This is a genomic window from Streptosporangium sp. NBC_01755 (assembly GCF_035917995.1).
Classification (GTDB): domain Bacteria; phylum Actinomycetota; class Actinomycetes; order Streptosporangiales; family Streptosporangiaceae; genus Streptosporangium.
Window position 1 is genome coordinate 385279 of record NZ_CP109131.1, and the last position, 25060, is coordinate 410338.

20 protein-coding genes, 4 tRNA genes and 1 riboswitch are annotated in these 25060 nt (G+C 69.9%); of the genes, 15 read left to right on the top strand and 9 right to left on the bottom strand.

Going from position 1 to position 25060, the window contains the following annotated elements; genetic code table 11:
• The first annotated feature begins 101 nt into the window (after positions 1–101).
• Positions 102–1328: a glucose-1-phosphate adenylyltransferase gene (gene glgC / locus OG884_RS01575; protein ID WP_326641369.1), complete on the top strand. Its 1227-nt coding sequence runs from the start codon at positions 102–104 to the stop codon at positions 1326–1328.
• Between the two features lie 63 nt (positions 1329–1391).
• Here glgC and OG884_RS01580 read toward each other — a convergent pair whose 3' ends face one another.
• From OG884_RS01580 to OG884_RS01610, 7 genes are all read right to left on the bottom strand, one after another.
• Positions 1392–1568 carry a hypothetical protein gene (locus tag OG884_RS01580; RefSeq protein ID WP_326641370.1) on the bottom strand — a complete coding sequence of 59 codons (177 nt, stop codon included), beginning with the start codon at positions 1566–1568 and terminating at the stop codon, positions 1392–1394.
• Between the two features lie 11 nt (positions 1569–1579).
• Complete coding sequence (locus OG884_RS01585; protein WP_326641372.1) at positions 1580–2710, bottom strand: mechanosensitive ion channel family protein; 1131 nt, start codon at positions 2708–2710, stop codon at positions 1580–1582.
• Between the two features lie 45 nt (positions 2711–2755).
• On the bottom strand, positions 2756–3751 hold the full coding sequence (locus tag OG884_RS01590) for a ribonucleotide-diphosphate reductase subunit beta (protein ID WP_326641374.1): 996 nt from the start codon (positions 3749–3751) through the stop codon (positions 2756–2758).
• A 77-nt stretch (positions 3752–3828) separates the two neighbouring features.
• Positions 3829–6108 (bottom strand): ribonucleoside-diphosphate reductase subunit alpha, encoded by a 2280-nt coding sequence (locus tag OG884_RS01595; RefSeq protein WP_326641376.1) that lies wholly within the window; start codon positions 6106–6108, stop codon positions 3829–3831.
• A gap of 116 nt (positions 6109–6224) precedes the next feature.
• A riboswitch (cobalamin riboswitch) is annotated at positions 6225–6426 on the bottom strand.
• A gap of 4 nt (positions 6427–6430) precedes the next feature.
• Complete coding sequence (locus OG884_RS01600) at positions 6431–7462, bottom strand: tripartite tricarboxylate transporter substrate-binding protein (protein ID WP_326641377.1); 1032 nt, start codon at positions 7460–7462, stop codon at positions 6431–6433.
• Between the two features lie 133 nt (positions 7463–7595).
• A complete protein-coding gene (gene glmS / locus OG884_RS01605; RefSeq protein ID WP_326641379.1) occupies positions 7596–9416 on the bottom strand; it encodes a glutamine--fructose-6-phosphate transaminase (isomerizing) in 1821 nt (606 codons plus the stop codon).
• Between the two features lie 11 nt (positions 9417–9427).
• A complete protein-coding gene (locus OG884_RS01610; RefSeq protein WP_326641381.1) occupies positions 9428–9703 on the bottom strand; it encodes a hypothetical protein in 276 nt (91 codons plus the stop codon).
• A 153-nt stretch (positions 9704–9856) separates the two neighbouring features.
• On the opposite strand from OG884_RS01610, the gene OG884_RS01615 reads away from it, so the two are divergent.
• From OG884_RS01615 to pcp, 10 genes are all read left to right on the top strand, one after another.
• Positions 9857–12109 carry an N-acetylmuramoyl-L-alanine amidase gene (locus OG884_RS01615; RefSeq protein ID WP_326641383.1) on the top strand — a complete coding sequence of 751 codons (2253 nt, stop codon included), beginning with the start codon at positions 9857–9859 and terminating at the stop codon, positions 12107–12109.
• A 92-nt stretch (positions 12110–12201) separates the two neighbouring features.
• Positions 12202–12273, top strand: a tRNA-Gly gene (locus tag OG884_RS01620).
• Positions 12274–12298: 25 nt separating this feature from the next.
• Positions 12299–12369, top strand: a tRNA-Cys gene (locus OG884_RS01625).
• A gap of 73 nt (positions 12370–12442) precedes the next feature.
• Positions 12443–12514 (top strand) — tRNA-Gly (locus tag OG884_RS01630).
• A gap of 14 nt (positions 12515–12528) precedes the next feature.
• A tRNA-Val gene (locus tag OG884_RS01635) sits at positions 12529–12603 on the top strand.
• 235 nt (positions 12604–12838) lie between these two features.
• The gene (locus OG884_RS01640) at positions 12839–13726 is read left to right on the top strand and encodes a hypothetical protein (RefSeq protein WP_326641385.1); all 888 of its coding nucleotides are present in this window, start codon (positions 12839–12841) and stop codon (positions 13724–13726) included.
• Between the two features lie 101 nt (positions 13727–13827).
• On the top strand, positions 13828–14748 hold the full coding sequence (locus tag OG884_RS01645; protein ID WP_326641387.1) for a hypothetical protein: 921 nt from the start codon (positions 13828–13830) through the stop codon (positions 14746–14748).
• A gap of 85 nt (positions 14749–14833) precedes the next feature.
• On the top strand, positions 14834–16687 hold the full coding sequence (locus OG884_RS01650; RefSeq protein ID WP_326641389.1) for an endonuclease/exonuclease/phosphatase family protein: 1854 nt from the start codon (positions 14834–14836) through the stop codon (positions 16685–16687).
• A gap of 28 nt (positions 16688–16715) precedes the next feature.
• The gene (locus OG884_RS01655) at positions 16716–17093 is read left to right on the top strand and encodes a thiol-disulfide oxidoreductase DCC family protein (RefSeq protein WP_326641391.1); all 378 of its coding nucleotides are present in this window, start codon (positions 16716–16718) and stop codon (positions 17091–17093) included.
• Positions 17090–17716 carry a pyroglutamyl-peptidase I gene (pcp, locus tag OG884_RS01660; protein ID WP_326641393.1) on the top strand — a complete coding sequence of 209 codons (627 nt, stop codon included), beginning with the start codon at positions 17090–17092 and terminating at the stop codon, positions 17714–17716. The genes OG884_RS01655 and pcp overlap by 4 nt, the downstream gene beginning before the upstream one ends.
• A gap of 84 nt (positions 17717–17800) precedes the next feature.
• Here the strand turns inward: pcp and OG884_RS01665 are convergent, their stop codons facing one another.
• Together OG884_RS01665 and OG884_RS01670 are read right to left on the bottom strand one after the other, a co-directional pair.
• Positions 17801–18847: a hypothetical protein gene (locus OG884_RS01665; RefSeq protein ID WP_326641395.1), complete on the bottom strand. Its 1047-nt coding sequence runs from the start codon at positions 18845–18847 to the stop codon at positions 17801–17803.
• 88 nt (positions 18848–18935) lie between these two features.
• Positions 18936–20372 (bottom strand): glutamate--cysteine ligase, encoded by a 1437-nt coding sequence (locus tag OG884_RS01670; protein WP_326641397.1) that lies wholly within the window; start codon positions 20370–20372, stop codon positions 18936–18938.
• A 345-nt stretch (positions 20373–20717) separates the two neighbouring features.
• On the opposite strand from OG884_RS01670, the gene OG884_RS01675 reads away from it, so the two are divergent.
• The 4 genes from OG884_RS01675 (at position 20718) to OG884_RS01690 (ending at position 25024) form a co-directional block, all read left to right on the top strand.
• Positions 20718–21752 carry a zinc-binding dehydrogenase gene (locus OG884_RS01675; protein ID WP_326641399.1) on the top strand — a complete coding sequence of 345 codons (1035 nt, stop codon included), beginning with the start codon at positions 20718–20720 and terminating at the stop codon, positions 21750–21752.
• 192 nt (positions 21753–21944) lie between these two features.
• Positions 21945–22634 (top strand): SDR family NAD(P)-dependent oxidoreductase, encoded by a 690-nt coding sequence (locus OG884_RS01680; protein WP_326641401.1) that lies wholly within the window; start codon positions 21945–21947, stop codon positions 22632–22634.
• A 314-nt stretch (positions 22635–22948) separates the two neighbouring features.
• Complete coding sequence (locus tag OG884_RS01685) at positions 22949–23845, top strand: Gfo/Idh/MocA family protein (RefSeq protein WP_326641403.1); 897 nt, start codon at positions 22949–22951, stop codon at positions 23843–23845.
• A 36-nt stretch (positions 23846–23881) separates the two neighbouring features.
• Positions 23882–25024, top strand: a complete 1143-nt coding sequence (locus OG884_RS01690; protein ID WP_326641405.1) for a baeRF10 domain-containing protein — start codon at positions 23882–23884, stop codon at positions 25022–25024.
• Positions 25025–25060 lie beyond the last annotated feature (36 nt).

The following is a 25060-nucleotide window of genomic DNA, read 5'->3' on the forward strand; positions in this document are numbered from 1 at the left end:
CCTGCCTTCTCCTGCATATCAGGACCGAGGTGGATCCGCACTTTCGGTGAGGAACGTCGCACTAGTGTTTCACCTCTGATTCATCAGGTTAAGGTCCACACATGAGAGTCCTCGCGATCGTGCTCGCCGGCGGAGAAGGTAAGAGGCTCATGCCTCTGACAGCTGATCGGGCGAAGCCCGCAGTGCCCTTCGGGGGGATATACAGGCTCGTGGATTTCGTGCTATCCAATCTGGCCAACAGCAACTACCTACAGATCGTCGTACTGACGCAGTACAAGAGCCACAGTCTCGACCGGCACATCTCCCGGACCTGGCGCCTGTCGGCGATGCTCGGCAACTACGTCACCCCGGTCCCCGCCCAGCAGCGTCTCGGTCCGCATTGGTTCTCCGGCTCCGCCGACGCGCTGTTCCAGAACCTGAACCTGATCTACGACGAGATGCCGGACCACGTCATCGTGTTCGGCGCCGACCACATCTACCGCATGGACCCGCGGCAGATGGTGGAGCAGCACATCGAGAGCGGAGCCGACGTGACCGTGGCCGCGATCCGGCAGCCGCTCTCCCTCGCCGACCAGTTCGGGGTCATCGAGGCGGATCCGGCCGGACGGCGGATCGTCGCGTTCCACGAGAAGCCGAAGGACGCGGTGGGCCTGCCGGACGCGCCCGACCAGGTCTACGCGTCGATGGGCAACTACGTCTTCAAGACCCAGGCGATGATCGACGCGCTCAGGGAGGACGCGCTCGACCCGACGAGCAAGCACGACCTGGGCGGCAACATCATCCCGATGATGGTGAAGTCGGGCAGCGCGGAGGTCTACGACTTCGCCGACAACGTCGTGCCCGGCTCCACCGAGCGCGACCGGGGCTACTGGAGGGATGTCGGGACGCTCGACGCCTACTACGAGGCCCACATGGACCTCATCTCGGCGCATCCGGTCTTCAACCTCTACAACAGCCACTGGCCCATCTACACCGGCCACGATCCGCTCCCCCCGGCCAAGTTCGTGCACAACGACGGCGATCGGGTGGGCCGGGCGATCGACTCCCTGGTCTCCGCGGGCGTGGTCGTCTCCGGTGGGCTGGCTGAGCGCTCCATCCTCTCCCCCGGCGTGGTGCTGCACTCCCACTCCCAGGTCGAGGACTCGGTCCTGATGGGCAACGTGAAGGTGGGCCGGGGGGCCATCGTCCGCAAGGCCATCATCGACAAGAATGTGATCATCCCGGACGGCGCCCGGATCGGCTTCGACCTCGAGTACGACCGCAGCCGATTCGCGGTGACCAGGGGAGGCGTCGTCATCATCGGCAAGAACGAGATCGTCGAACGCTGACCCGGCCCGGGGACCTTCCATACCCGCGCGCGGCCTGTTCCTCGTCGACGAGACGCGCAACCTCTACGAGGTCATGGCCGACTGACCGCCGCGCCCCGCGCCGGTCCAGGTGAAGCGGGGCGGGCGACGTCCGAGGAAGGCCGCGACGCCCTCGGTGACCTCCTCGCGCGCTTCCTGCTGCCACAGCAGGAAGCGCGCCTCGTCGGCGCGGCCGTCCACGATCTCCTTCGCGGCGGCCAACGACGGTCATCTCACAACGGATCGGGCCGGCCGTCGCCCTGGCCACCGGAACGGCCCGGTCGCGGCACCGTCGGGTCCTTGCCCATCAGCCCGGTGAGTGTCCCGGGAACGGTGGCGGGCACGGGCGGGGTCTCGACCCGGAAACGGGGCAGGGCCTGGGGGTACTTCTCGCGGACGAAGGCCACCAGGTGCTCGCGGATGTCGCACTTGAGGTCCCAGGCGCTGGCGGAGTCGGCGGCGCTCATCAGGGCGCGCAGCTCCAGCAGCCCGTTGGGAAGGGTGTCGGTGACCTGGATGGCCCAGTCCTTCTGGTCCCAGAGCGGGTGCTCTCGCAGGGCGTGGTAGAGCTCGGTGCGCAGTTCCTCGATCGGCACCGACCAGTCGACCCGGATGAACACGTGGCCGATCACCCTGCTGCTGTGCCGGGTCCAGTTCTCGAACGGGTTGGTCGTGAAGTAGGAGACGGGCAGGACCAGCCGGCGCTCGTCCCACAGCCGCAGCACCACGTAGGTCAGGCTGAGCTCCTCGATGCGGCCCCACTCGCCCTTCACCACGACGACGTCGTCCAGGCGGAGCGCGTCGCTGAAGGCCAGCTGGAGGCCGGCGAGCAGGTTGCCCAGTGTCGACTGGGCGGCGATGCCGACGACGACGCCGGCGATCCCGGCCGATGCCAGAAGACCGGCGCCGAGCGCCCGTACCTGCGGGAAGGTGAAGAGCATCGCGCCCAGCGCCACCACGATGATCACCGCCGAGGCGACCCTGCGGACCAGGGTGATCTGGGTGCGGATGCGACGGGCCTTGCGGTTACCCTCGCCCTGGACCGTGACCAGGTGCTTCAGGACCACGTCGGTGACGGCGTAGGCGGCCTGGATGACCAGCCAGGTGGCACCCCCGATCATCGCCACGCTGAGGCCTCGGTCGATCACCTGGCTGACCGAGCCCTCCGCCATACCGGGCTCGTAGACGGTGTAGGCCGTCGCCACGGCGGCCGTGACGAACCCCGGCCAGGTGCAGCGGCTCACGACCGGACCGGCGAGGGCCCACTTCTCGCCGATCAGCCGCGAGCGCAGCACCCTGCGCACCACCTCCACCGCCACGACGGCGGCGACCACGGAAACGATCAGGATGATCCAGTTGGACACTGACGGCGTCCCTCTCGTCGTTCTCTTCCCCGGGCCATTAGCTAATCAGAAGGACTCGTCGAAGGCGACATTCCCCTCGACGGCTATCTGGTAGGCCGAAACCCTCCGCTCGAAGAAGTTGGCCAGCTCCTGCACGTCCTGCAACTCCATGAACGCGAACGGGTTGGCCGTGCCGTACCGGACGGGCATCTGGAGCCTGACCAGCCGCTGGTCGGCCACGTACTCAAGGTAGCGTCGCATCTGCTCCACCCCCATTCCCGGCATGCCGTCGCCGCACAGGTCGGCGGCGAAGGCCAGCTCGGCCGCCACCGCCTCCTCGATCATCCGGGTGACCTGCTCGGCGAGCTTGTCGTCGAACAGTTCGGGCTCCTCGGCCCGTACGGTCTCCACAACGCCGAAGGCGAACTCCATGTGCATGGACTCGTCGCGGAAGACCCAGTTCGTCCCGGTGGCCAGGCCGCTGAGCAGCCCCCTGGAGCGGAACCAGTAGACGTAGGCGAAGGCCCCGTAGAAGAACAGGCCCTCGATGCACGCCGCGAAGCAGATCAGGTTGAGCAGGAACGCCCGCCGGTCCTCCCTCGTCTCCAGCCGGGTCAGGCCGCCGAGCGAGTCGATCCAGCGGAAGCAGAACTCCGCCTTGTCGCGGATCGAGGGGATGTGCTCGACCGCGGCGAACGCCTTGACCCGCTCGTCAAGGTCGGGCAGGTAGGTGTCCAGCAGCGTCAGATAGAACTGGACGTGCACCGCCTCCTCGAACAGCTGCCTGCTGAGATAGAGACGCGCCTCGGGGGCGTTGAGGTGCTGGTAGAGGTTGAGGACGAGGTTGTTGGCCACGATCGAGTCACCGGTGGCGAAGAACGCCACCAGGCGGTTGATCAGGTGACGCTCCTCGGGTGTCATCCTCGCCAGGTCCGCCAGGTCGGAGGCGAGGTCCACCTCCTCGACGGTCCAGGTGTTGCGGATCGCGGCCCGGTAGCGCTCGTAGAACTCGGGGTAGCGCATCGGCCGCAGGGTGAGATCCATGCCGGGGTCGAGCAACATCGGGAAAACGCCCTTTCGGGGTGACTGAGGGGGCGGGCACCGGATCGGTGCCCGCCCGCGGATGGTCGCCGGCCGGTCTACTGGCAGGCGTCGCAGTACTCGGGGTTCTCCAGGGAGCAGGCGACGGCCTCGGGGTCGAGGACAGGGGCGGGGACGGGGACCTCCCCGGCCACCGATGCCGCCACGGTGGCCTGCGCGATCCGGGTGGCCGGACGCGAGCGCAGGTAGTAGGTGGTCTTGAGGCCCGACTTCCAGGCGTAGGCGTACATCGAGGAGAGCTTGCCGATGGTCGGGGTGGCCATGAACAGGTTCAGCGACTGCGACTGGTCGATGTACGGGGTGCGCGCGGCGGCCAGGTCGATCAGCGCCTTCTGCGGCAGCTCCCAGGCCGTCCGGTAGAGCAGCTTCAGGTCTGCGGGGATCTCGGGAATGTCCTGGACGGAGCCGTCGGCACGCTTGATCACGTCGCGGATCCGCGAGGTCCACAGGCCGCGGGCCCGCAGGTCGGCGACGAGATAACGGTTGACCTGGAGGAACTCCCCCGAGAGGGTCTCGCGCTTGAAGATGTTGGAGACCTGTGGCTCGATGCACTCGTAGCAACCGGCGATGGAGGCGATCGTGGCCGTGGGCGCGATCGCGATCATCAGCGAGTTGCGCAGCCCCGTCCTGGCGATCCGCTCCCTGATCTCCGTCCACTCCTCGGACGTCGCGGCCCGGTAGTGGTCGGGGTGGAGCACCCCGGTGGCGGCCCTGGTCTCCTGGTAGGAGGGGTGGCGGCCACGCTCCACGGCCAGGTCCGAGGAGGTCCGGTAGGCGGCCAGCGCGATCTCCTCGGAGATCCGGGTGGACAGCTCCAGTGCCCGCGGCGAGTCGAACGGCAGCCGCAGCGTGAACAGCACGTCGGCCAGGCCCATCACGCCGAGCCCGATCGGGCGCCACCTCTGGTTGGCGCTCCTGGCCTCGGGGGTCGGGTAGAAGCCCAGGTCGATGGTGCGGTCGAGGAACCGCACGGCGGTGCGGACCGTCGCGCGCAGCCGTACCCAGTCGACCCCGTCTCCGGGGGCCGGAGACAGGTGGGCGGCCAGGTTGATCGAGCCGAGGTTGCAGACCGCGGTCTCGGCGTCGCCGGTGACCTCAAGGATCTCGGTACAGAGGTTCGACAGGTGGATGACGTTCTCCGGCCTGGCCGTCTGGTTGGAGGTCCGGTTGGCCGCGTCCTTGAAGGTCATCCAGCCGTTGCCGGTCTGGGCGAGCGTGCGCATCATCCGGCCGTACAGGGTGCGGGCGGGCAGCTGCGCGGCGAACCGGCCCTCGGCTTCCGCGGTCCGGTAGGCGTCGTCGAACGCGGCACCGTACAGGTCGGTGAGGTGCGGGACCTCCTTGGGGTCGAACAGCGACCACACGCCGTCGGCCTCGACCCGGCGCATGAACTCGTCGGGGATCCAGTTGGCCAGGTTCAGGTTGTGCGTGCGGCGGGCCTCCTCGCCGGTGTTGTCGCGCAGTTCGAGGAACTCCTCGATGTCGGCGTGCCAGGGCTCCAGGTAGACGCAGGCCGCGCCCTTGCGGCGGCCGCCCTGGTTGACCGCGGCGACGCTCGCGTCCAGGGTGCGCAGCCAGGGCACGATGCCGTTGGAGTGACCGTTGGTGCCGCGGATCAGCGAGCCCCGCGAGCGGATCCGGCTCCAGGCGATCCCGATGCCCCCCGCGTACTTCGACAGCCGCGCGACCTGCCCGTAGCGCTCGTAGATGGCCTCCAGCTCGTCGCGGGGCGAGTCGAGCAGGAAGCACGAGGAGAGCTGGGGCCTGCGCGAGCCGGAGTTGAACAGCGTGGGCGAGCTGGGCAGGTAGGACATGGTGGCCATGAGCGCGTACAGCTCGGCTGCCTCCTCGACGGTCTCGGACAGGCCGCAGGCCACCCGGAGGAAGAAGTGCTGCGGGCGCTCCAGGACCTTGCGGGTGCTCGGGTGACGCAGCAGGTAGCGATCGTAGACGGTACGCAGCCCGAAGTACTCGAACCTGGTGTCGGCGTCCGGCTCGATGAGCGCGTCCAGGACTTCGGCGTGTGCGGCCACGAACTCCGCGAGCCCGTCGGCGATCAGCCCCGCCCGGTGCGTCGCGGCGACGGACTCGGAGAAGTCGCGGACGCCGTGCTCGGCTGCCTCGTCGGCGATCAGCTCGGCCAGCAGCGCGGCGGCGACCCTGGAGTTCTCCGGGTCGGTGATCACCCTGGCGGCGGCCTCGTCGATGGCCTGCCTGCGATCGACCGTCGCGTTCCCGCTGCCCCGGTCGTCCCCGGCGTTCTCCGCCACGACCCCTGCCGCGTTCTCCACCGCGGTCCCTGCCAAGGTCTCTGTCACCTGGTGCCCCTCGCTCGCTCGGACTTCCCCGTACGGCTCCGCCGGATGGGCACGCGTCCGCGAGCGATCCCGGGCACGCCGGACCGCCTCGTTCCGCGGGCCCTCCCACGAGGCCCTGGACAATCACGTCACCGGCAGGTCTTCGGACTCACGGGCGCCCTGCGCGTGCCTACCGGCCGTCGCTTCCCGGGCATGGTTCACCCAGTGCTCACATGACGGCTTTCGTTCCCGTTCACCGCTGCGGGGCAGTCCCGGAATCTCACCGGGTTCCCTCTTGCCTCGCCCCTTCCGGGGCGAACCAGCAACGAGCAGGATCCTACATCTAGGGGCGTCTGACGCAACTACCCCAACAAGTTGTGTCGGAGGACTTCAGCAACCCGAGCTCGTGGAGTACCCCGCGGGTGCGGGCCGTCTCGGTGAGGAGCCACTGACGGAAGTCGTCGCCGCTGAGGTAGACCCGGCTCCACTCATTGGCCGCGCACAGGGCGCGCCAGCGCGGCGCGGCGTCGATCCTGTCACACAGGGCGATCGCGGCGTCCCGGTCCGCCGGGCTCATGCCCTTGGGCCCCAGCAGACCGCACCAGTCGCTGTACTCCAGCCGGACGTCGACCTCCAGGAGCGTCGGCGCGTCGATCCCGTCGAGCCGGCCGCCCGAGGAGACCACCAGGGGACGCAGGCGGCCGGCTGCGATCTCGGGTCGCAGGGCGCGGGCCGACCCCAGCAGGGCCGCCACCCGTCCGATCTGAAGCGCCTCGGCGGCATCCTCGGCGGCAAGGAAGCCGGCGTACTCCAGCAACCGGGCGTCCACCCCGAGGCACTTGCCGATCATGCCGTAGAGCACGTGGTCGGAGCCGCCCTCCAGCCGTCCGCCGACCGTCAGCGCCGCCGGGTCGCGGCGCAGCTCCGCGGCGAAGTCCTCGAAGGTGTGCAGGCGGGAGTCGGCGGGGACGACCAGGACCGTCCAGTCCCCGACCAGGCGGGCGAGGGGGGTGGTGGCGTCCACCACGGCGGCGGTGTTGGCGATCTCCGCGGCCGTCACCATCGGCATCGCGGTGACGAGCAGCCTGCCCTCGCGCACGAACGAGCCGCGGACGGCGCCGAACGCGTCACGGGGGACGGAACCCAGCGCTCCCGGCCGCTCGACGACCATGGCGGAGCGCGCCAGCCCCGCCAGGACCAGGACGGAGGCGAGCCTGCCCGCCATCCCGCCCCAGCCGTGGCCGTCGGCGGTGGGCTCGAGGATGATCAGGCGGCCCACGGCGGAGTCGGCGGAGTCGGCGGAGTCGCCGACTCTGCCGCAGCTCGCGACGACCATGGCTCCCGCCACCAGCGCGAAAAACCTCCTACGGCGCATAAGCGCCCCTTCCCCCAAGAACCTCCTATACCATAGGTTACCCCTCAATCACTTTCCGCTACAGGTCGGGGAGGTGACCGCAGCCCATCCCTTGACGGGGCGACCATCGTCGGCGGTCGCACCGGTAGCCGTCTCACTCCACCGTGACGCTCTTGGCCAGGTTGCGAGGCTTGTCGACGTCCCGCTCCAGCGCCACGGCGGCGTGGTAGGCGAAGAGCTGAAGCGGGATCGACAGCAGAATCGGGTCCAGCTCGGTCTCGTTCTTGGGTACCACGACGCAGTCGTTGGCCAGCTTGGAGTCGACCGTACGGTGACCGACCATGAGCACCCGGCCACCCCGGGCACGGATCTCACCCAGAGTGGTCAGGTTCTTGTCCAGCAGCTCGTCGTCGGGGACGATCGCCACGGTCGGCATGTCCGGGCCGATCAGCGCCAGCGGCCCGTGCTTGAGCTCGCTGGCCGGGTACGCCTCGGCATGCACGTAGGAGATCTCCTTGAGCTTCTGCGCGCCCTCGCGGGCCACCGGATACCCCCGGACCCGGCCCACGAACATCATGCTCGGCGCCTCGGCGTACTCCTGCGCCAGCTCCTTGAGCTGCGGCTCCAGCGCCAGGATCTCCTTGATCTGGTCCGGCAGCCTCCGCAGCCCCTCGCAGATCCGGCGGCCGTCGGCGGGAGACAGGTCACGCACCCGGCCGAGGTGCAGCGCGAGCAGCGCGAAGGCCACGGCGGTCGAGGTGAACGCCTTCGTGCTCGCCACCGAGACCTCGGGACCCGCGTGCAGGTAGACGCCGCCGTCGCACTCGCGGGCGATCGCACTGCCCACGGTGTTGACGATGCCGAGCACCCGGCCGCCCTTGCGCTTGAGCTCCTGGACGGCGGCGAGGGTGTCATAGGTCTCCCCCGACTGGCTGATCGCCACGTACAGGGTGTCCGCCTCCACCACCGGGCTGCGGTAACGGAACTCGCTGGCCGGCTCCGCATCGGCCGGGATGCGCGCCAGCTCCTCGATGAGCTGCGCGCCGATCTGGCCCGCGTAGTACGCGGAACCACAGCCGATGATCTTCACCCGGCGGAACGAGCGGGTCTCCCGCGCGTCCATGTTGAGGCCGCCCAGGTGGGCGACGTGGAAGCGGTCGTCCAGGCGCCCGCGCAGCGTCCTGGCCACGGTGTCGGGTTGCTCGGAGATCTCCTTGAGCAGATAGTGCTCGTACCCGCCGGTGTCGTAGTGCCCGGCCTCCCAGTCAACGGTCAGCGTCTCCTTGGCCGTCTCCCGCGCGTCGCTGGCGAAGGTGTTGAACCCGTCGGCCTTGAGCACGGCGATCTCGCCGTCCTCCAGGTGGACCACCTGGCGGGTGTAGCGGACCAGCGCGGAGACGTCGGACGCGGCGAACATCTCCTTCTCACCGATGCCCAGCACGATGGGGCTGCCGTTGCGGGCCACCACCACCTCGCCGGGGCGCTCGGAGTCGATCACCGCGATGCCGTATGTGCCGACGACACGCTTGAGCGCGGCCCTGACGGCATCCTCCAGGGAGTCGGAATCCTTGACCGTACGGGCGATCAGGTGCGAGAGCACCTCGGTGTCGGTCTCCGACAGGAAGACCGCGCCGTCGGCCTCCAGCTTGGCGCGCAGCTCGTCGGCGTTCTCGATGATGCCGTTGTGCACGACGGCGATGCGCTCGTCGCTGGACAGATGAGGGTGGGCGTTGACGTCACTGGGCACGCCGTGGGTGGCCCAGCGGGTGTGGCCGATGCCCAGCCCGCCCTTGAACCGCGCGGGCACGACCGCCGCCAGGTCGGCCACCCGGCCCTTGACCTTGCGCATCTTCAGACCCTTGTTGGAGACCACCACCCCGGCCGAGTCGTAACCCCGGTACTCAAGGCGCTGCAGGCCCTCCAGCAGGATGGGGGCCGCGTCCTTGGGCCCTACATAGGCCACGATTCCACACATGTAACCGTTCCTTATCCATAGACGATCCGGCGCAGCTGGCGCTGGGAGAGTTCGGGTGCCGCGACACGACGTACCGCCAGCTCGACGGCCACCCGGGGGAAGATCTCATCGTTGACCAGCCCCCTCGCCCTGAGTTCCGCGTGACGCCGCCGTACGAATTCCTCGACGGGCTCGGAGAAGTAGGCCAGCACCTCGGCGACGACTCGCGCCGCCTCGCCCGGACCGAGCGCGCTCGTCCGGGTCAGGTGGGTGATCAGATCCTCATACGGATGCCGCGTCGTGGACACAGAGCAGGACCATACGCACCCGGGAGAGCGGACACCAAGTTTTCTGCCCGATTCCGGGCAGAGAATCTCCACAATGCGGTAACCCCGCCACAGCACGCGACAGTCGGCAATCTCTGATAACTCTAAGTAGCCATCAGAGGGGGAGGAACCTTCATGCGCCGCCTGCCGGGGATCACCGTCGTCGCCGCTCTCACCGTACTGGTCTCAGCCGTCCCAGCACAGGCGACACGTCCGGAGGACCGGGTGGCATGGCCCTGGAAGCACCCCGCCCCCTTCACGACCGCGACGTCCCCCGATGCCGTCACCGACACGCCGTCACCGACCGGAACGAGGGCGCGGTCCGGCAGGCAGGCCGCCTTCGCCGAGGCGGCGCGGGCGTACGGGGTGCCGGAGAGCGTGCTGCTCGCGGTCTCCTATCTGGAGTCCCGCTGGGAGGGCCACGGCGGGCTGCCCAGCGTCTCGGCCGGTTACGGTCCGATGCACCTGGTCGACGGCCGAGCCAGGCCGGGCCGCCCCCACGGCGTCGGCGAGGACCCGCGCGGCGACGAGACCCGGCCGCGCGCGATCGCCCTTCCCCCCGTCGCGCCGCCCCCGCCCCAGGACACCCTGCGACGGGCCTCGAAACTGACCGGCCTGCCCCTCGGCCGGCTGCGCGAGGACGCCTCCGCCAACATCATGGGCGGTGCCGCGCTGCTCGCCGACTACCGGCGCCGCACCGGCGGGAGCCCTGACACCGGTCCGGCGGGCTGGTACGAGGCGGTGGCCCGCTACCCCGGCACACCGGAAAGGGGCGCCGCGGGAACGGAGGCGGCGCGGTCCTTCGCCGACGAGGTCTACGCGACGATCCAGGCCGGGGCCGCACGCGTGACCGACGACGGCGAACGGGTGGTGCTGCCCGCGATACCGGACCTTTCCACACCGCGGGCGCCACTCACCCCCGAACCGTCTCTCCCCGAACCGTCTCTCCCCGAACCGCTCGCCCCGAAGGCACAGCGCCGTGCGCACGGCCCCGCACCCACACCCACCGCCGCACCCTCCCTCGGCACGGAGCGCGCCGAGAAACCCGTGACCGAGCCCGCAACAAAGATCGCCGCAGTGCTCCCTGCGGCCCCCTCCCCCCTGCCCATGGCGAGACCCGTGGCGAGACCTGCGGCGTCCGCCGTGGCACCCGATGTGAGGCCCGCCGTGGAACCCGCCATAGGACCCGCCGTGGAACCCGCCGTGGGGCCCGACTGCCCGAGGAACGTCTCCTGCGAGTGGCTCCCCGCCGTCTACAGGCGGCTCAAGAGCGGCGGGTACGGCAACCACGATCGCTCCGACGGCCCCCGGAAGATCGACTACATCGTGATCCACGACGGCGAGACGAGCTACGACGCGATGACCCGCCTGGTCAAGAACCCCGACTACCTGAGCTGGCACTTCACCATCCGCTCCAGCGACGGCCATATCGCCCAGCACCTACGGGCCAGGGACATCGGCTGGCACGCCGGAAACTGGTACGTCAACTCCCGCTCCGTCGGCCTGGAGCACGAGGGCTACCTGGCCAAAGGCGGAGCCTGGTTCACCGAGGCGATGTACCTGGCCTCGGCCAGACTGGTACGCCACCTCGCGGCCAAGTACGACATCCCTCTCGACCGGGCGCACATCCTGGGACACGACAACGTGCCGGGCACCACCCCGGAGACCGTGGGCGGCATGCACGACGACCCCGGCCCCTACTGGGACTGGAGCCACTACTTCGAACTGCTCGGCAGCCCGCTGCGCGCCTCGGGCGGCGACACCGCGCGCTCGGTGCTAATCAAGCCCGACTACGGCACGAACAGCCCGAACTTCACCGGCTGCAGTGGGGGGTGCCGCAGCCTGGGCGCCGCCTCGGTCTGGCTGCACACCCGTCCCTCCCTCACCGCGCCCCTGGTCAGGGATATCGGCAAGCACCCCACCGGCGACTCCACGTACAGCGTCTACGACCACGCCGCCCGCGCCTCCACCGGCCAGCGGTACGCACTCGCCGAGCGCAGGGACGGCTGGACCGCGATCTGGTACCTCGGCCAGAAGGCGTGGTTCAGCGATCCCGCCGGAGCCCCCACCTCCCTGCCCGCCTCCGGCCCGCTGGTGACGCCCAGGCCGGGCCGCTCCCCGGTGAAGGTGTACGGCAGGGCCTACCCGAAGGCGCATGCCTACCCCGGGGGCGTCCCCGTACAGGCCCTGACCCCGTTGCAGTACTCGATACCCGCGGGGCAGGTCTACAGCTCCGGCCCGATGACCACGGCCTCCTATCTGCGAGCGGCCGCCTTCGACCCGTCCGAGCACCGCGTGGTCAGGGGCGAGATCCGCTACCGGCAGATCCAGTTCGGGCACCGGATCATGTTCGTCCGGGCCTCCGACGTTCAACCGCTCAGGAAGTGAAGATCTTCGTCAGACCCGCTCCCTGCGCACATCCGCCCTGCGGAGGCGCTAGAGTTTTCACGTGCGCCGCCGGAGTCGTCTCCGGTGAACACGCGGAAGTGGCTCAGTGGTAGAGCATCACCTTGCCAAGGTGAGGGTCGCGGGTTCGAATCCCGTCTTCCGCTCCGGCAGATCCTCCGGGATCTGACTGGTGGAGTGGCCGAGAGGCGAGGCAACGGCCTGCAAAGCCGTCTACACGGGTTCAAATCCCGTCTCCACCTCAGCGCACGACCTGCGGACCCCCAGGATCCGGTAAGGTAGGGCGAACGCCGAGGGGAAACCCGAAGCGAATACGCGGAAGTGGCTCAGTGGTAGAGCATCACCTTGCCAAGGTGAGGGTCGCGGGTTCGAATCCCGTCTTCCGCTCTGATGACACCCGAGGACGATTAGCTCAGCGGGAGAGCGCTTCCCTGACACGGAAGAGGTCACAGGTTCAATCCCTGTATCGTCCACCAGACAGATCCCAGGCCATCCGCCTGGGATTTTCTGTTTCCCGGCACCGTGACGCACGCACGGAGCGACTCCGAACGGAGGCCGCCCTCGCCTGACGCGATCTCGGATCCGGAACAATCATCACGATCATCTTTTTGGCACGCGTCACCGGCCGACAAAGAGGCACCATGGGAGGACGCATGACCTGAAACACGGTTAATCGCTATGCTCTTGAAACGTGGCAAAGGGGGCGAGCCTGTGCAGCGCGTGGTGGTCGATCCTGAGGTGCCCAGGAACATCGCCGAACTGCTCCGTCGTAACGGGCCCCTGCTCTATCGCCTTCGCACCGGACGCGTCCCGAGGGAGGACGACGGCCCCCGGATTCCGGGAGTGCTCATAGGGCTCTTCGGCGGGTCGACGGTTGTCGCGGCGGGCGGATTGACACTCACCGACCTCCCGCTCCCGGCGGCCGCCGTCGTGCTCACCACGCTGGTCAGTCTGTATCTCCTCATCCTCACGGTGATCTATCTCGCCAGGAAGCCCTCACCCGTCGACTCCGTCGAGCGGGTCCTGTACCGGCACTCCGTGCAGTGGCAGGGGCGCTTCCTTCTCCTGGAGGATTTCGACCACGACGCCAGAAGCCTGCTCGGCCGGGTCCAGCGGGCCATCGACTTCATCGTGCACTCCCGGGTCAACGCCATGGGCATGCTCGACAGCGTGCGCAACGCGGTGATGCTCCCCGCCGAGGAGTGGGAGATCGCCCGGCTGCTGACCAAGCTCTCCGCACTGCGGGCCAAGCACCACCACCTCGCCAGGGGCGGCAGGAGCCCCGAGGTGATCGCGGCCATGGCACCGCTGGAGCGTGCCCTGGCCGCCAGCGAGGCCGCCGTGCTCGCACGGGTGGAGGCGTTGGAACGCTACGCCCGGAACGTGTCCGACGCCGAGCGCGCCCTGCTCTCCCATGGGCAGATCGAGGTCCTGCGAGCTCACCTGCCCGAGTACGAGCAGCTCGTCGCCGAAACGGGCGCGGCCAGGTTCTCCGCACCGGAGATCGGGCATCTCAGCGATGATGCCGACATGCTCCGGCGGGCGCTCCGCGAGAGCGTACGCTCGGCGCACGAGGCGTTCCGCCATCTCGACCGATGATGTCAACCTGACCGGATGGAGGGGGCGGGCCTGTGCGGCGAGTGGTGGTCGATCCTGAGGTTCCCTCCCGGACCGCCGATCTCTTCCGCCAGCACGCATCGATGTTGTCGCGCATCCGCGCCGGCTGGAGCCCCGACCCTCCCGAGCCCGCCTCAAGGCTGCCCGTCCGTTTCCTGTGGTCCGGAGGGGCGATGTCGGCGCTCCTCCTGGCCTGCCTGCTCTTTCTCGCGGACGCCGGGCAGCTGTTCTTCTTCGTGCTCGCCCTGCTCGCCCTCGTGGTCCTCGTCGGTTTCCTCACCGCCCGCGAGCCGCTGGAGCCGGACACGACCGAGCACGACCTGTATCGCGAGGCCCGCTGGTACGAGGGCCGCTACCTGCTGCCCGCCGAGGACTTCGACTACAACGCCGGCCGGCTGCTCGAACGGGCCCAGCGGGCGATCGACCTCATCCTGCGCTCCCGGGTCAACGCCATGGGCATGCTCGACGACGTGCGCAACGCGGTGACGCTCCCCTCCCAGGAGTGGGAGATCGCCCAGCTGCTGACCAAGCTCTCCGCACTGCGGAACGAGCACCACGAGTTCGTGCACGGCGGCAGCACGCCGGAGGTGGCCGCGGCCATGGCACCGCTGGAGCGTGCCCTGGCCGCCAGCGAGGCCGCCGTGCTCGCACGGGTGGAGGCGTTGGAACGCTACGCGGGCCACGTGTCCGACGCCGAGCAGGCGCTACGCGCCCACGAGCAGATCGAGGTACTCCGCTCACGGCTTCCCCGCTATGAGGAACTCCTGGCGGAGTCGGGCGCCGACGCCTTCGCCGTACCGGAGATAGGGAGGCTGACCGAGGACGCCGATCACCTGGAGCAGGCGCTGCGCGACAGTGTCCGCTCGGCGCACGAGGCCTTCCGCCACCTCGACGGCGCTGCCGCCGGCGGAGCCGCCGGCCCCTCGACCGCTCCGAGCGAACCCTCCTCTCCCCCGAACTCCGGAGGCCCCCGAGGCCCCCGAGAGGACCCCTCGACCCCCTGAGGACGGATCTCCCCTCCCCGGGCGAACCGGCCCTTGTCACGGATCACAAAGAAGGCGAGGATAGCTCGCGTTCTTTGGAGGTAGCATGCGGATCCGCCTGGATGTAACCCTCGGCGTGGTCGTGCTGGTAGACGTGTTACGAGTCTTCCTGCCCTCGCTGATCACGCTCTTCGGCCGGGCGGGAAGCACTCCCGCGGAGATGATGGGCCTGTACGCCCTCTCCTGGTTCGTGCTGGCCTTCCTGACCGTCCCGCTGGCCAGACTCGTCCGGCCGCGGCTGATCGCTCTCGGTGCCGGATGCCTGCTGCTCCTGGCCCGGCCGGCGCTTCAGCTGACCGAGGGCGGGGACCCGCAGCTGTACGTGGCCAGCCTCGGCCTGCTGGCCGGGCTGGTCTGGCTGGTGGCGACCGCGATGGGCGGCCGGGACGCCCGGCCCGTGACGGCCGGGGTGATCGGCGGCCTGGCGGCCGCCACGGTGATCCACGCGGCACTGGACGGCATCGACCTGATGTGGCGGCCTGGAGCGGTCCCGTGGGCGCTGCTGGCTGTGGAGCTCGTGCTCTTCGGCTCGTTCCTGATCCGGGCGGAACCCCCGGACGAGGAGTACTCCGGCGCCCCCCGTGCCTGGCTGGCCATCGGCCCCGCCCTGCTGCTCTGGGGCCTCTATACGGGCAACACCGCGCACGCCCAGGCGGCGACCGTCTCCGCCCAGCAGGCCGCCGCCGTGGTCGTGGCGGCGTTCGCGGTGGTGTCGGCGGCGCCCGCCGCGCTGCCGGTGCTGCGCCGCCCGCTGCCGCCCGCCATCGCCCTGGTGGCCTCGGCGGTGGCGTTCACGCTGGGCAGGGCCACCGTGGACGGTGTCCACGGAGTGGCACCCGGCTGGACGATCGCCGCGCAGATCATCGGCCAGCTCGCGCTTGGCGCCTGTCTGGCGCACGCCGCGGCGACCCTCGGCCCGGACAGGGCGGCTCGGCGGGGCCTGGCCGCGGCAGGGGGCATGCTGCTGTTCGTCGTGTTCGTCTTCGGCTACTACGCCGCCTACGACCTCTACCTTCCCAACCAGTGGGTGCCGGTCTGCGCGGCACTCGTCGTCGCGGTGCTGGGCCTGGCGGGCAGCGCGGGCCTGCCGCGCCGCTCCTACGACCGGCGGTTCGCGGCGGTCGCCGTGGCCGCGGTGGCGCTGGCGGCGGCTGTCCCCCTCTGGCAGGGGGAGCGGCCTCGCTGGGAGGCACCGCGTGACGGGCTGCGGGTCGCCGCGTACAACATCAGGATGGGGTACGGCGAATCCGGCAGGCTCTCCCTGGAGCAGCAGGCCGACGCGCTCAGGGAGTTGCGGCCGCACGTGGTGGTGCTGAGCGAGGCCGACAGGGGCTGGCTGCTCAACGGCGGCCACGACGGGGTGCGGCTGATCGCCGAACGGCTGGACATGCACTACATCTGGGCCCCGGCGGCCGACGAGGTGTGGGGCGACGCCCTGCTCACCACGCTGCCGATCACCTCGATAAGGAACCACGTGCTGGTCCAGGGCGGACCGACCGGCGCGCAGGCACTGGAGGTCGGGTTGCGCTGGCAGGGCGGGGACATCACCGTGATCGGCACCCATCTGCAACCTCCGCCGGGCTGGCGCGAGCTCGACCAGGTCGAGCAGCTCGGCGGGATCGTCAGGGATGCCTCCAGAAGCGGCGCCCCGGTGATCGTGGCCGGTGACCTCAACCTTCAGCCCGGGGACCGGGCCTGGGAGGTGCTGACCGGCGCGGGCCTGACCGACCCCATCGCCCCGGTCAGGCCGTTCAACACCATTCCGTCCCAGGGACACTCGGTCGAGCAGATCGACCACGTGCTCGTCACCCCGGGTTTCACCGGAAAAGACCAGGTCAACCCTGATGTTCCGCACTCCGACCACCGCCCGATCGCGGTCACCCTGGTCGCCGGGCCTTGATCGGGTTCCGCTGGGTAGTGTCGGTTGCATGACAGGACGACCTGTACTGATCTTCGATGGCGACTGTGGCTTCTGCACGACGAGCGTCAGGTTCGCCGAGCGCCGCATCGGGGTTCACGCCCTGGTCGTCCCCTGGCAGTTCACCGACCTTCCGGCGCTGGGCGTCACCCGCGAGCGGGCCGAGCGCGAGGTGCTCTGGGTTCAGGACGGCGAGGTGCACGGCGGGGCGCAGGCGGTGGCCAGGCTGCTGATCGCCGCCGGTCTCCCCTGGAGCCCGCTGGGGTTCGTGCTGCGGGTCCCGCCGCTGCGCTGGGCGGCCCAGGGGCTCTACCGGCTGATCGCCGGCAACCGGCACCGCCTGCCCGGCGGCACCCCCGCCTGCGCCCTTCCTCCGGACCCCCGATGAAGGGCGTCCTGCTCGCCGCGTTCGAGCCGCTCGACGGCGGCGGCAACCCGTCATGGGAGGCGGTCGCCCTGGTGCCCGGGGTGCGGACCGCGCTGCTCCCCTGCCGGTTCGGCGAGGTGCTGGAGCAGTTGCGCGCTGTGGTGGCCGAGCACGACCCGGCGGTGGTCGTGTGCGTCGGGCAGGCCGGGGGACGGCCGGACGTGACCGTGGAGCGGGTGGCCGTCAACCTCGACGACGCGTGCGTCCCCGACGGCACCGGGCGGCAGCCGATCGACGAGCCGGTGGTGCGTGGCGGCCCGGCCGCCTACTTCGCCACGCTGCCGGTGAAGGCGTGCGTGGCGGCGGCGCGTGCGGTCGGGGTGCCCGCTAGCGTCTCGCAGAGCGCCGGCACGTTCCTGTGCAACCACCTCTTCTACGGCCTCATGCACCTGATCGCCACCGAGCGGCCGGGGGTCCGCGGTGGTTTCGTGCACGTGCCGTACAGCCCCGAGCAGGTCCTCGGCGAGGCCAGACCCTCCATGCCCGTCACGGTGACCGCCCAGGCGCTCACCGCGATCGTGACCACCGCCGTCTCCGTCTCGCTGGGCGGCGATCTCCGCCTGGTCGGTGGCTCCCTCCACTGACCGGACACCCGTGCGGGAAGGCGCCCCCGCATCGGGGCCGGCCGCTCCCCTTCCCCGGTCCGGTGAAAGCCGGTCCGCGCCCGGTCAGAGCGGCACGCCGTACACCACCCGACGGCCCGCGAACTCGGTCACGCTCCACAGCGTCCTCTTGTCCCGGACGCAGGTGAGGTCCTCAGGGCCCACCGGATAGGGCCGTCTGCGCACCGTGTCGCCGACCACGACCAGGGTGCCGTTCCCCGTGGCGCCCGCGGTCTGGCTGAGGTACCAGGTGCCGTTGTAGGAGAGCGCGCCCTGAATCTTGCCCGCGGGAAGCGCGTAGGCGTCCACGGCTTGGACGACGCCGCCGGCGGGGGCGTTCAGTGCTCCCTGCGCGGTCAGCTGCCAGCGGGCCACCCGTCCGATCGTGCCCGCCGTGTCGACGTACTCGCCACAGATCAGGGTGTGCGGGGCGGTACTGCGGTCGACGGCGGTGTGGGAGAAGCGCACGGTGCCGCTGGTGGTGGTCCAGGCATCGGTCTGCGGCATCACGTACCGGTAGCCGAACGCCTCGTATCCGCCGTCCTTCCTGCCGATCGCAGCCGTGCCGTCCCCGTTGACCTCGAAGATCTGCCGGGTGTCGAACACCCGCAGGCCCCGCGTGGTGTCGACGACGTACAGCAGGCCGCCGTACCAGGCGACGCCGCCGGCGTGGATGTTGATCGGCGTGATGTTCCCGTCGGCGGCGACCCGCACGAGCAGGACGTGCCGGTACCGGAGTGTCGCGGTGTTCAGGAAGGTCAGGCGCGCACCCCGCTCGGCTCCCGACGTCGGCGAGTGGTACCAGCTCACCACGAACGTGCTCCCGCCGATCCCGGCGTCGGAGGCGGAGGTCAGGCCCTGGGGATACCACTCCCTGGTGACGTTGTCGTCCGCGTCGAAGCAGTACCAGTCAACGGGTTTGGGAGTCATCTTGGCGAACGCCCCGGCACCGGTCGATCCCTTTCTGGCCGCGACGCGGTTCGCCTTGGCCAGCACGGCGTCGAGGGACACACGTTGGAGTTCCCTCTCCAGGATCTTGATCCCGGCCGTGAGGCCGCCGGCGTCCCGTTTCAACCCGAACGGCTCTGCCGATGCGGCCTTCATCTGACTCATGAGGGGGTCTCCTTGTCCGGTCTCGCCAGGATTGGCGGATCAAGATACGGAGTTCATGAGTATGCCTTTACTCAAATCCCTTTTGTAGTTAGAAGGGCCAGGTATGGACGGGCTCCCCGGTCAGCGACAGCTCCCGGTACCGGCTCACCAGGCGCGCCCGCGCCGCCTGGTCGCCCCCCATCCCGACCAGGGTCTTCCGCTGCCAGATCGCACCGGTACGGCGGCGCGTGACGCGTTCCCGCACAATGTCCAGCGCCCACCGGATCTCACTCGGCTCCACGCCCATCCTGCCGAGACCGGTCTCGGCGACCGGCAGCAGGTCCAGGGCGAGCCGCCAGGCCGGGACCTCCTCGCGCAGGCCGGGCCAGATCAGCGGCGCGTCCAGGCCGTGGATCGCGCCTCGGTAGAAGTTGCGGTAGGCCCCGGCGAAGGGGAACTCCTCCACCGGTTGGAGGGCCAGGGCCGCGGTCAGCCCGAGCAGGAACGCGCTGTTGGCCGCCATGTCCGCCGCGCTCGGCCCCGCGGGCAGGGCGCGCATCTCCACTCGGAGGTGGCCGCCGTCGACCGGGTCGTAGACCGGCCGGTTCCACTGCCACACGGTGCCCTGGTGGAGCCGGAGCTCGGCCAGCTTCGGGACGCCGCCCTCGGGCACCTCCTCCGGTACCGAGCTCATCGGCAGCACCGGCTCGTAGTCGCGGACGCATGTCTCGAACAGTTCCTCGGCGCTCTGCGCCCAGCCGGAGCCGAACGCCACCCGCCGGTCCCTGCGGTCGAGCCGCTCCACGTCCCGGTCGTCGGCGGCCTCCTCGAACAGCGCGATCCTCGTCTCCTCCCAGAGCTGCCTGCCCAGGAAGGCGGGTGAATTGCCGCTGACCGCGAGGACCGGGCCGATGGCCAGCTGGGCGGCGTTGTAAACGCGGGCGAAATCGCCGGGAGGCGTACGGAGATGGACCTGCCAGGAGGTGTTGGCGCTCTCCAGGATCACCCCCTCGACCTCAAGCTCCAGCAGCTCGACCCCCTCGATGCGCACCCGGAACGGCTCCGTGCGCAGCCGCCGCATGCCCCTGGCCAGCGCTCGGTAGCGGCCCTCGCCGCTCAGCGCCTCGTGGTTGAAGTCGAACTCGCTCAGTGAGGGCAGGATCCCGATCACCACGACCTGCCCGCCCTGGGTCGCGGCCGCCGCGTCCACCACGGCCATGATCTCCCGCATCTCGCGCGTCAGAGCGGTGAACGGCCGCCCGGCGATCGGCAACGGGGTCAGGTTGGCCTCCAGGTTGAACCTGCCCAGTTCCAGCGTGAGCCGGGCGTCGTCGGCGGCGACCTGCACCTCGCGGTTACGTGGAAGCGGCCGACCGTCGGGCGTTATGAGAAACATCTCCAGCTCAGCCCCGATCGTCACGGGACCTGCACCGAAATCAGGCCGCGCGAGCACCTCGCGGAGGGTGTCGATCTGCTCCACCAGTCTCTCCCCGAAGCGGACGAACTCCACTTCGGAGAAACGGTCCTTGTCGACTTTCTGCCCCATCACACCGTCCGATCAGTTGGTCCTCGTGCTCCCTCCCTCTCTCCCAGCTTGCGCCTTCTAATCAGTGCTTTCGTCACAGCCCTCCGTGGACGACGGCGCGCGGCGCGTCCCGGGAGCCCGTCCCCCTTTCCACGGTCTCCCTTCAGTACTTTCGTCACAGCCCTCCGTGAACGACGGCGCGCGGCGCGTTCCGGGAGCCTGCGCGCCCTTTCCATGGTCTCCCCGACTTCCCACGATGCCTCGTGGACGCCGAGAAGGGAACGGTGGCCGGGACCGGCTTGAGTAGTGTCAGGTTCGAGCGGGGCCGAAAGGCAGAGGCCGACAGCCGGAAGAGAGTGTGCGCAAGTGCGAGCGGTGGTCTTCGACGAGTTTGGAGCCGATCTTGAGGTCCGGGAGGTGCCCGCCCCCGAACCACCACCCGGCGGAGCGGTCATCCGCGTGGAGGCCACCGGGCTCTGCCGGAGCGACTGGCACGGCTGGCAGGGTCACGACCCGGACATCCAGGTCCCCCACGTGCCAGGGCATGAGCTTGCCGGGGTGGTCGAGGCGGTGGGCGCGGGCGTCGCCTCGTGGCGGCCCGGCGACCGGGTGACCGTCCCGTTCGTCTGCGCCTGCGGTTCCTGCGCGGCGTGCGCGGCCGGTGAGCAGCAGGTCTGCGAGCGTCAGACCCAGCCGGGATTCACCCATTGGGGGTCCTTCGCCGAGTACGTGGCGATCGATCACGCGGACGTGAACCTGGTGCGGCTCCCCGAGGAGATGAGCTTCGGCACCGCCGCGAGCCTGGGCTGCCGCTTCGCCACCGCCTACCGGGCCGTGGCCTCCGTGGGCCGGGCGCGGCCCGGCGAGTGGGTGGCCGTGCACGGCTGCGGCGGTGTGGGCCTGTCCGCCGTCATGATCGCGGCCGCGGCCGGGGCCAGGGTGATCGCCGTGGACATCTCCACGGGCGCCCTGGAGATGGCCCGGGCGTTCGGCGCCACCGCCTGCGTCAGTGCCGCCCCGGCCGAGGCCGACGTCCCCGCGCGGGTCATGGAGCTCACCTCGGGGGGCGCCCACGTCTCCATCGACGCGCTCGGCAGCCCCGAAACGTGCGCGGCGTCGATCGAGAGCCTACGCCGCCGGGGACGCCACGTTCAGGTCGGTCTGCTGCCGGGGCTCACCGCGCTGCCGATGGACCGGGTGATCGGCTACGAACTCGAACTTCTCGGTAGCCACGGCATGGCCGCGCGCGCCTACCCGGCGATGCTGGAGGCCGTCACCGACGGCACCCTCCGCCCGGACGCCCTGATCACCCGCTCCATCGGCCTTCAGGAGGCGGGAGCCGCACTCGCCTCGATCGGATCCGTCCCCGGCGTCACGATGATCATTCCATCTCTGCGGTGACGGCCCGGCCACGTGACCTCGGCCGTCACCCCTTGCTCACCCTGAGAGAGGTCTCCAGGACCCTGCTGAACCTCAGCCGGCCGCGTGGCCTCGGCCGTCACCCCTTGCTCACCGGACTCCCCAACTGATCCACAGGTCACTTCCAAGAGGCCGCGCCCAGACTGTGCGAACTCAACAGAAGGAGAACGACCTGTGAAGATCGCACTGGTCACCGGGGCCGGGCGGGGCATCGGCCGGGAGACCGCCCGACAGCTCGCCGAACGCGAGATGATCGTGTTCGCCGGAGTCCGCGAGGAGAACCACGCTCCCGAAGGCACCCGTCCCATACTGCTCGACGTCACCGACCCGGCGGCGGTCGCGAGCGCGGCCAAGATCGTCGGTGAGGAGTTCGGACGACTGGACGTACTGGTCAACAATGCCGCGACCTGCGGTGACTTCGGCATGACCCCGGCGGAGGTGACCGCCAAGCACATGCGGGCCACCTACGAGGTGGGCGTCTTCGGGGTCGTCACGGTCACCCACGCGATGATCCCGCTGCTGCGGGCGGCCGGCGAGGCCAGGATCGTCAACATGACGACCCGGCTGGCCTCGATCAGCCTCACCTCCGCCGGAGACGACCTCAACGTCGCGTGGCCGATGCTGGCCTACAACTCCGCCAAGAGCGCGCTCAACGCGCTCACCGTGCTCTACGCCAACGAGCTGCGCGGCTCCGGCATCCTGGTCAACGCCGTCGATCCCGGCCACTGCGCCACCGACCTGACCGGCCACACCGGAAGCCGTACGGCGGCGGAGGGCGCGGCGGTGGCCGTACGGATGGCGACCCTCGGCGGCGACGGCCCGACCGGCACGTTCAGCTCCCAGGAGGGCCCCATCCCCTGGTAGCCGGACCCACCAACGGCGGCGGGCCGGGGAGAGCCTCAGTGGGTGGCTCCCCGGCCCGCCGCCGGCCGGTTGGAGCCAAGGAGGGCCGGTGGACGTTCGTCTGCGTCGAGGACATCCGCATCTGACACCCGTGGACGTCGGTGGACGATTTCAAACCGGATAAAGATCAGAAGGCCGGGGTTTCGAGCCGGCCGCACAGATACCTGGGGCTCCTGAACAGGCGCTACGCCGTCAGGCGCTCTCGCTGACATCTTGTCGGGCACGTTGTCCGGTTTCGCCTTTCGCGTTACTTAGCGGATCCTAGATTTACTTCCATGACGATAAGGGTCGGCATGGTCGGTGCCGGGCAGCGGGCGTCGGAGGTTCACGCGCCCGCGCTCGCCGCATGTGCCGAAACCGAGTTCGCCGGGGTGTGGGCGCGTTCTCACGGCGCGTCGGCCGAGCTGGCCGCCCGGTACCGGGCACGGGCCTTCGAGAGCTACCACGACCTGCTTGAGGAGTGCGACGCCGTCGCCCTCGCGGTGCCGCCCGCCGCCCAGGCCGAGCTCGGCGCCCACGCGGCGCACGCACGCAAGGCGGTGCTGCTGGAGAAGCCGATCGCCGGGGACATCGCGGGTGCGGAGAACCTTCTCATGGCGGTCGATCGGGGCGGAGCCGTCTCGCAGGTCGCGCTGGTCTGGCGCCATGCTCCCGCGATCCAGCGGTTTCTGGACGCGGCCGAGCGGACGTGGCCGGTGGGCGGCAGCGGCCTTGCCATCTCGGGGACGCAGACCGACGAATCATCGGCGAGCCCGTGGCGGCTTGAACGCAGCGTCGTGCTCGAACTCGGCCCCGACCTCGTCGATCTGCTGGAGGCCGCGCTGGGAAGGGTGGTCGACGTACGCGCACAGGGGGATCCGTCCGGCTGGTTCGGGCTGCTGCTTGAGCACGAGGGCGGGCGGTTCAGCCAGGCCTCCCTGTACGCCAGGGCGGTGATCGACCCACCGCGAGCCGAGGTCGAGATCTACGGGCCCGGCGGTGCCACGTCGATCGACTGCGTGGCCGCGGTGGGCCGGGAGGCGTACGAGGCGATGTACCGGGACTTCGCCGGGGCCGTCGAGCGCGGCACACCGCCCCCCACGGACGTACGGCACGGCCTGCACCTGCAACAGGTGATCGAGGCGGCGGAGACCGACCTGATCCGCAGCGGGCCGTCCACGATCGCCCCCTGAAACTCAAGCATCCGACCGCCATGACGAGGACATCGCATGATCACCAAGGGCACTGTCGACCGTCTCATCCGCTTCGACAGCGGAGGTCTGCCGGTTCTCTCCATGTACGTCGCCGTGGGCCACGACGGCCTTGACGCCGTCCGTACCCGGTTGAACAGCCTCATCACCCAGATCCGCCCGCTCACCGAGGACCCGTCGCTCGACCGGCGGGCACGGCTCTCGTTGCGGCAGGACATCGAGCGTATCGAGGGCACGCCGGATCTCGGGCGGGGCACGATCGGCGCCGTCGCGGTGTTCGCATGCGGTGAGGGTGGCCTGTTCGAGGTCGTGCTGCTCCCGCGCAAGGTGCGTGACCAGGTCGTGGTGGACCAGACCCCGTACGTCCGTCCCATGCTCGCGGTGCTCGACGAGTACCACCGCTGCTGTGTCCTGGTCGTCAACAAGGAGTCGGCCCGCGCGTGGGAGCTGTACCAGACGGAGATGCGCGAGATCGGCGAGGTGCGAGGGCGCACCCTGCGCAAGCCCGACTACGCCGGCTGGGCCGGTCTCGCCGAGTACCGGGTCCGCAACAAGGCCGACGACCTCACCAAACGCCACTATCGCCAGACCGTGAGCCTGCTGGACGAGATCTTCCGCGCCGAGGGCCACGACCTGCTGATCATTGGCGGCTACCACGATGAGGTCACCGTCTTCCTGGACTTCCTGCCGCAGCAACTGCGCCCGAAGGTCGCGGGCGTCTTCAACGTCGACATGGGCAAGGTGGCTACGCCCGAGGAGATCCGGGAGAGCGCCGAGCGCATCGTCGCCGACTACGAACGCGAGGAGGAACGCCGCCTGGTGCAGCAGGTCTTCGAGAGGGCCGCCGTCGGTGGCAACGCCGCGATAGGGGTCGACGAATGCCTGTGGGGCGGCACCACCGCCGCGATCGACACCCTGCTCATCCAGGACGGCGCCGAGGTTCCTGGCGTGATCTGCGATGAATCCGGCTGGCTGGCCCGCTCCGGCCAGACCTGTCCTCTCTGCGGCGGTGCCACGCGCCAGGTCCCCGACGTCCTCGACGAACTGACCGAAACGGTCATCAACGAGGGCGGCTCCGTCGAACACGTCGCCGTCGACACCCAACTGAAAGACCACGTCACAGCCGCCGCCCTCCGCTTCCCGCTCCCTCCGAAACCCTGACCGCCGGCTGGACCGGCTGTGCTGTCCCGTATCACT

What these genes read in the sequence shown, in the direction of transcription:
- OG884_RS01600 (WP_326641377.1), bottom strand. Translation starts at nt 7,462, where the DNA reads ATGCGCCGTAGGAGGTTTTTCGCGCTGGTGGCGGGAGCCATGGTCGTC.
- OG884_RS01590 (WP_326641374.1), bottom strand. Translation starts at nt 3,751, where the DNA reads ATGTTGCTCGACCCCGGCATGGATCTCACCCTGCGGCCGATGCGCTAC.
- OG884_RS01655 (WP_326641391.1), top strand. Translation starts at nt 16,716, where the DNA reads ATGACAGGACGACCTGTACTGATCTTCGATGGCGACTGTGGCTTCTGC.
- OG884_RS01665 (WP_326641395.1), bottom strand. Translation starts at nt 18,847, where the DNA reads ATGAGTCAGATGAAGGCCGCATCGGCAGAGCCGTTCGGGTTGAAACGG.
- OG884_RS01645 (WP_326641387.1), top strand. Translation starts at nt 13,828, where the DNA reads ATGTTGTCGCGCATCCGCGCCGGCTGGAGCCCCGACCCTCCCGAGCCC.
- glmS (WP_326641379.1), bottom strand. Translation starts at nt 9,416, where the DNA reads ATGTGTGGAATCGTGGCCTATGTAGGGCCCAAGGACGCGGCCCCCATC.
- OG884_RS01690 (WP_326641405.1), top strand. Translation starts at nt 23,882, where the DNA reads ATGATCACCAAGGGCACTGTCGACCGTCTCATCCGCTTCGACAGCGGA.
- OG884_RS01615 (WP_326641383.1), top strand. Translation starts at nt 9,857, where the DNA reads ATGCGCCGCCTGCCGGGGATCACCGTCGTCGCCGCTCTCACCGTACTG.
- OG884_RS01685 (WP_326641403.1), top strand. Translation starts at nt 22,949, where the DNA reads ATGACGATAAGGGTCGGCATGGTCGGTGCCGGGCAGCGGGCGTCGGAG.
- glgC (WP_326641369.1), top strand. Translation starts at nt 102, where the DNA reads ATGAGAGTCCTCGCGATCGTGCTCGCCGGCGGAGAAGGTAAGAGGCTC.
- OG884_RS01650 (WP_326641389.1), top strand. Translation starts at nt 14,834, where the DNA reads ATGCGGATCCGCCTGGATGTAACCCTCGGCGTGGTCGTGCTGGTAGAC.
- OG884_RS01670 (WP_326641397.1), bottom strand. Translation starts at nt 20,372, where the DNA reads ATGGGGCAGAAAGTCGACAAGGACCGTTTCTCCGAAGTGGAGTTCGTC.
- pcp (WP_326641393.1), top strand. Translation starts at nt 17,090, where the DNA reads ATGAAGGGCGTCCTGCTCGCCGCGTTCGAGCCGCTCGACGGCGGCGGC.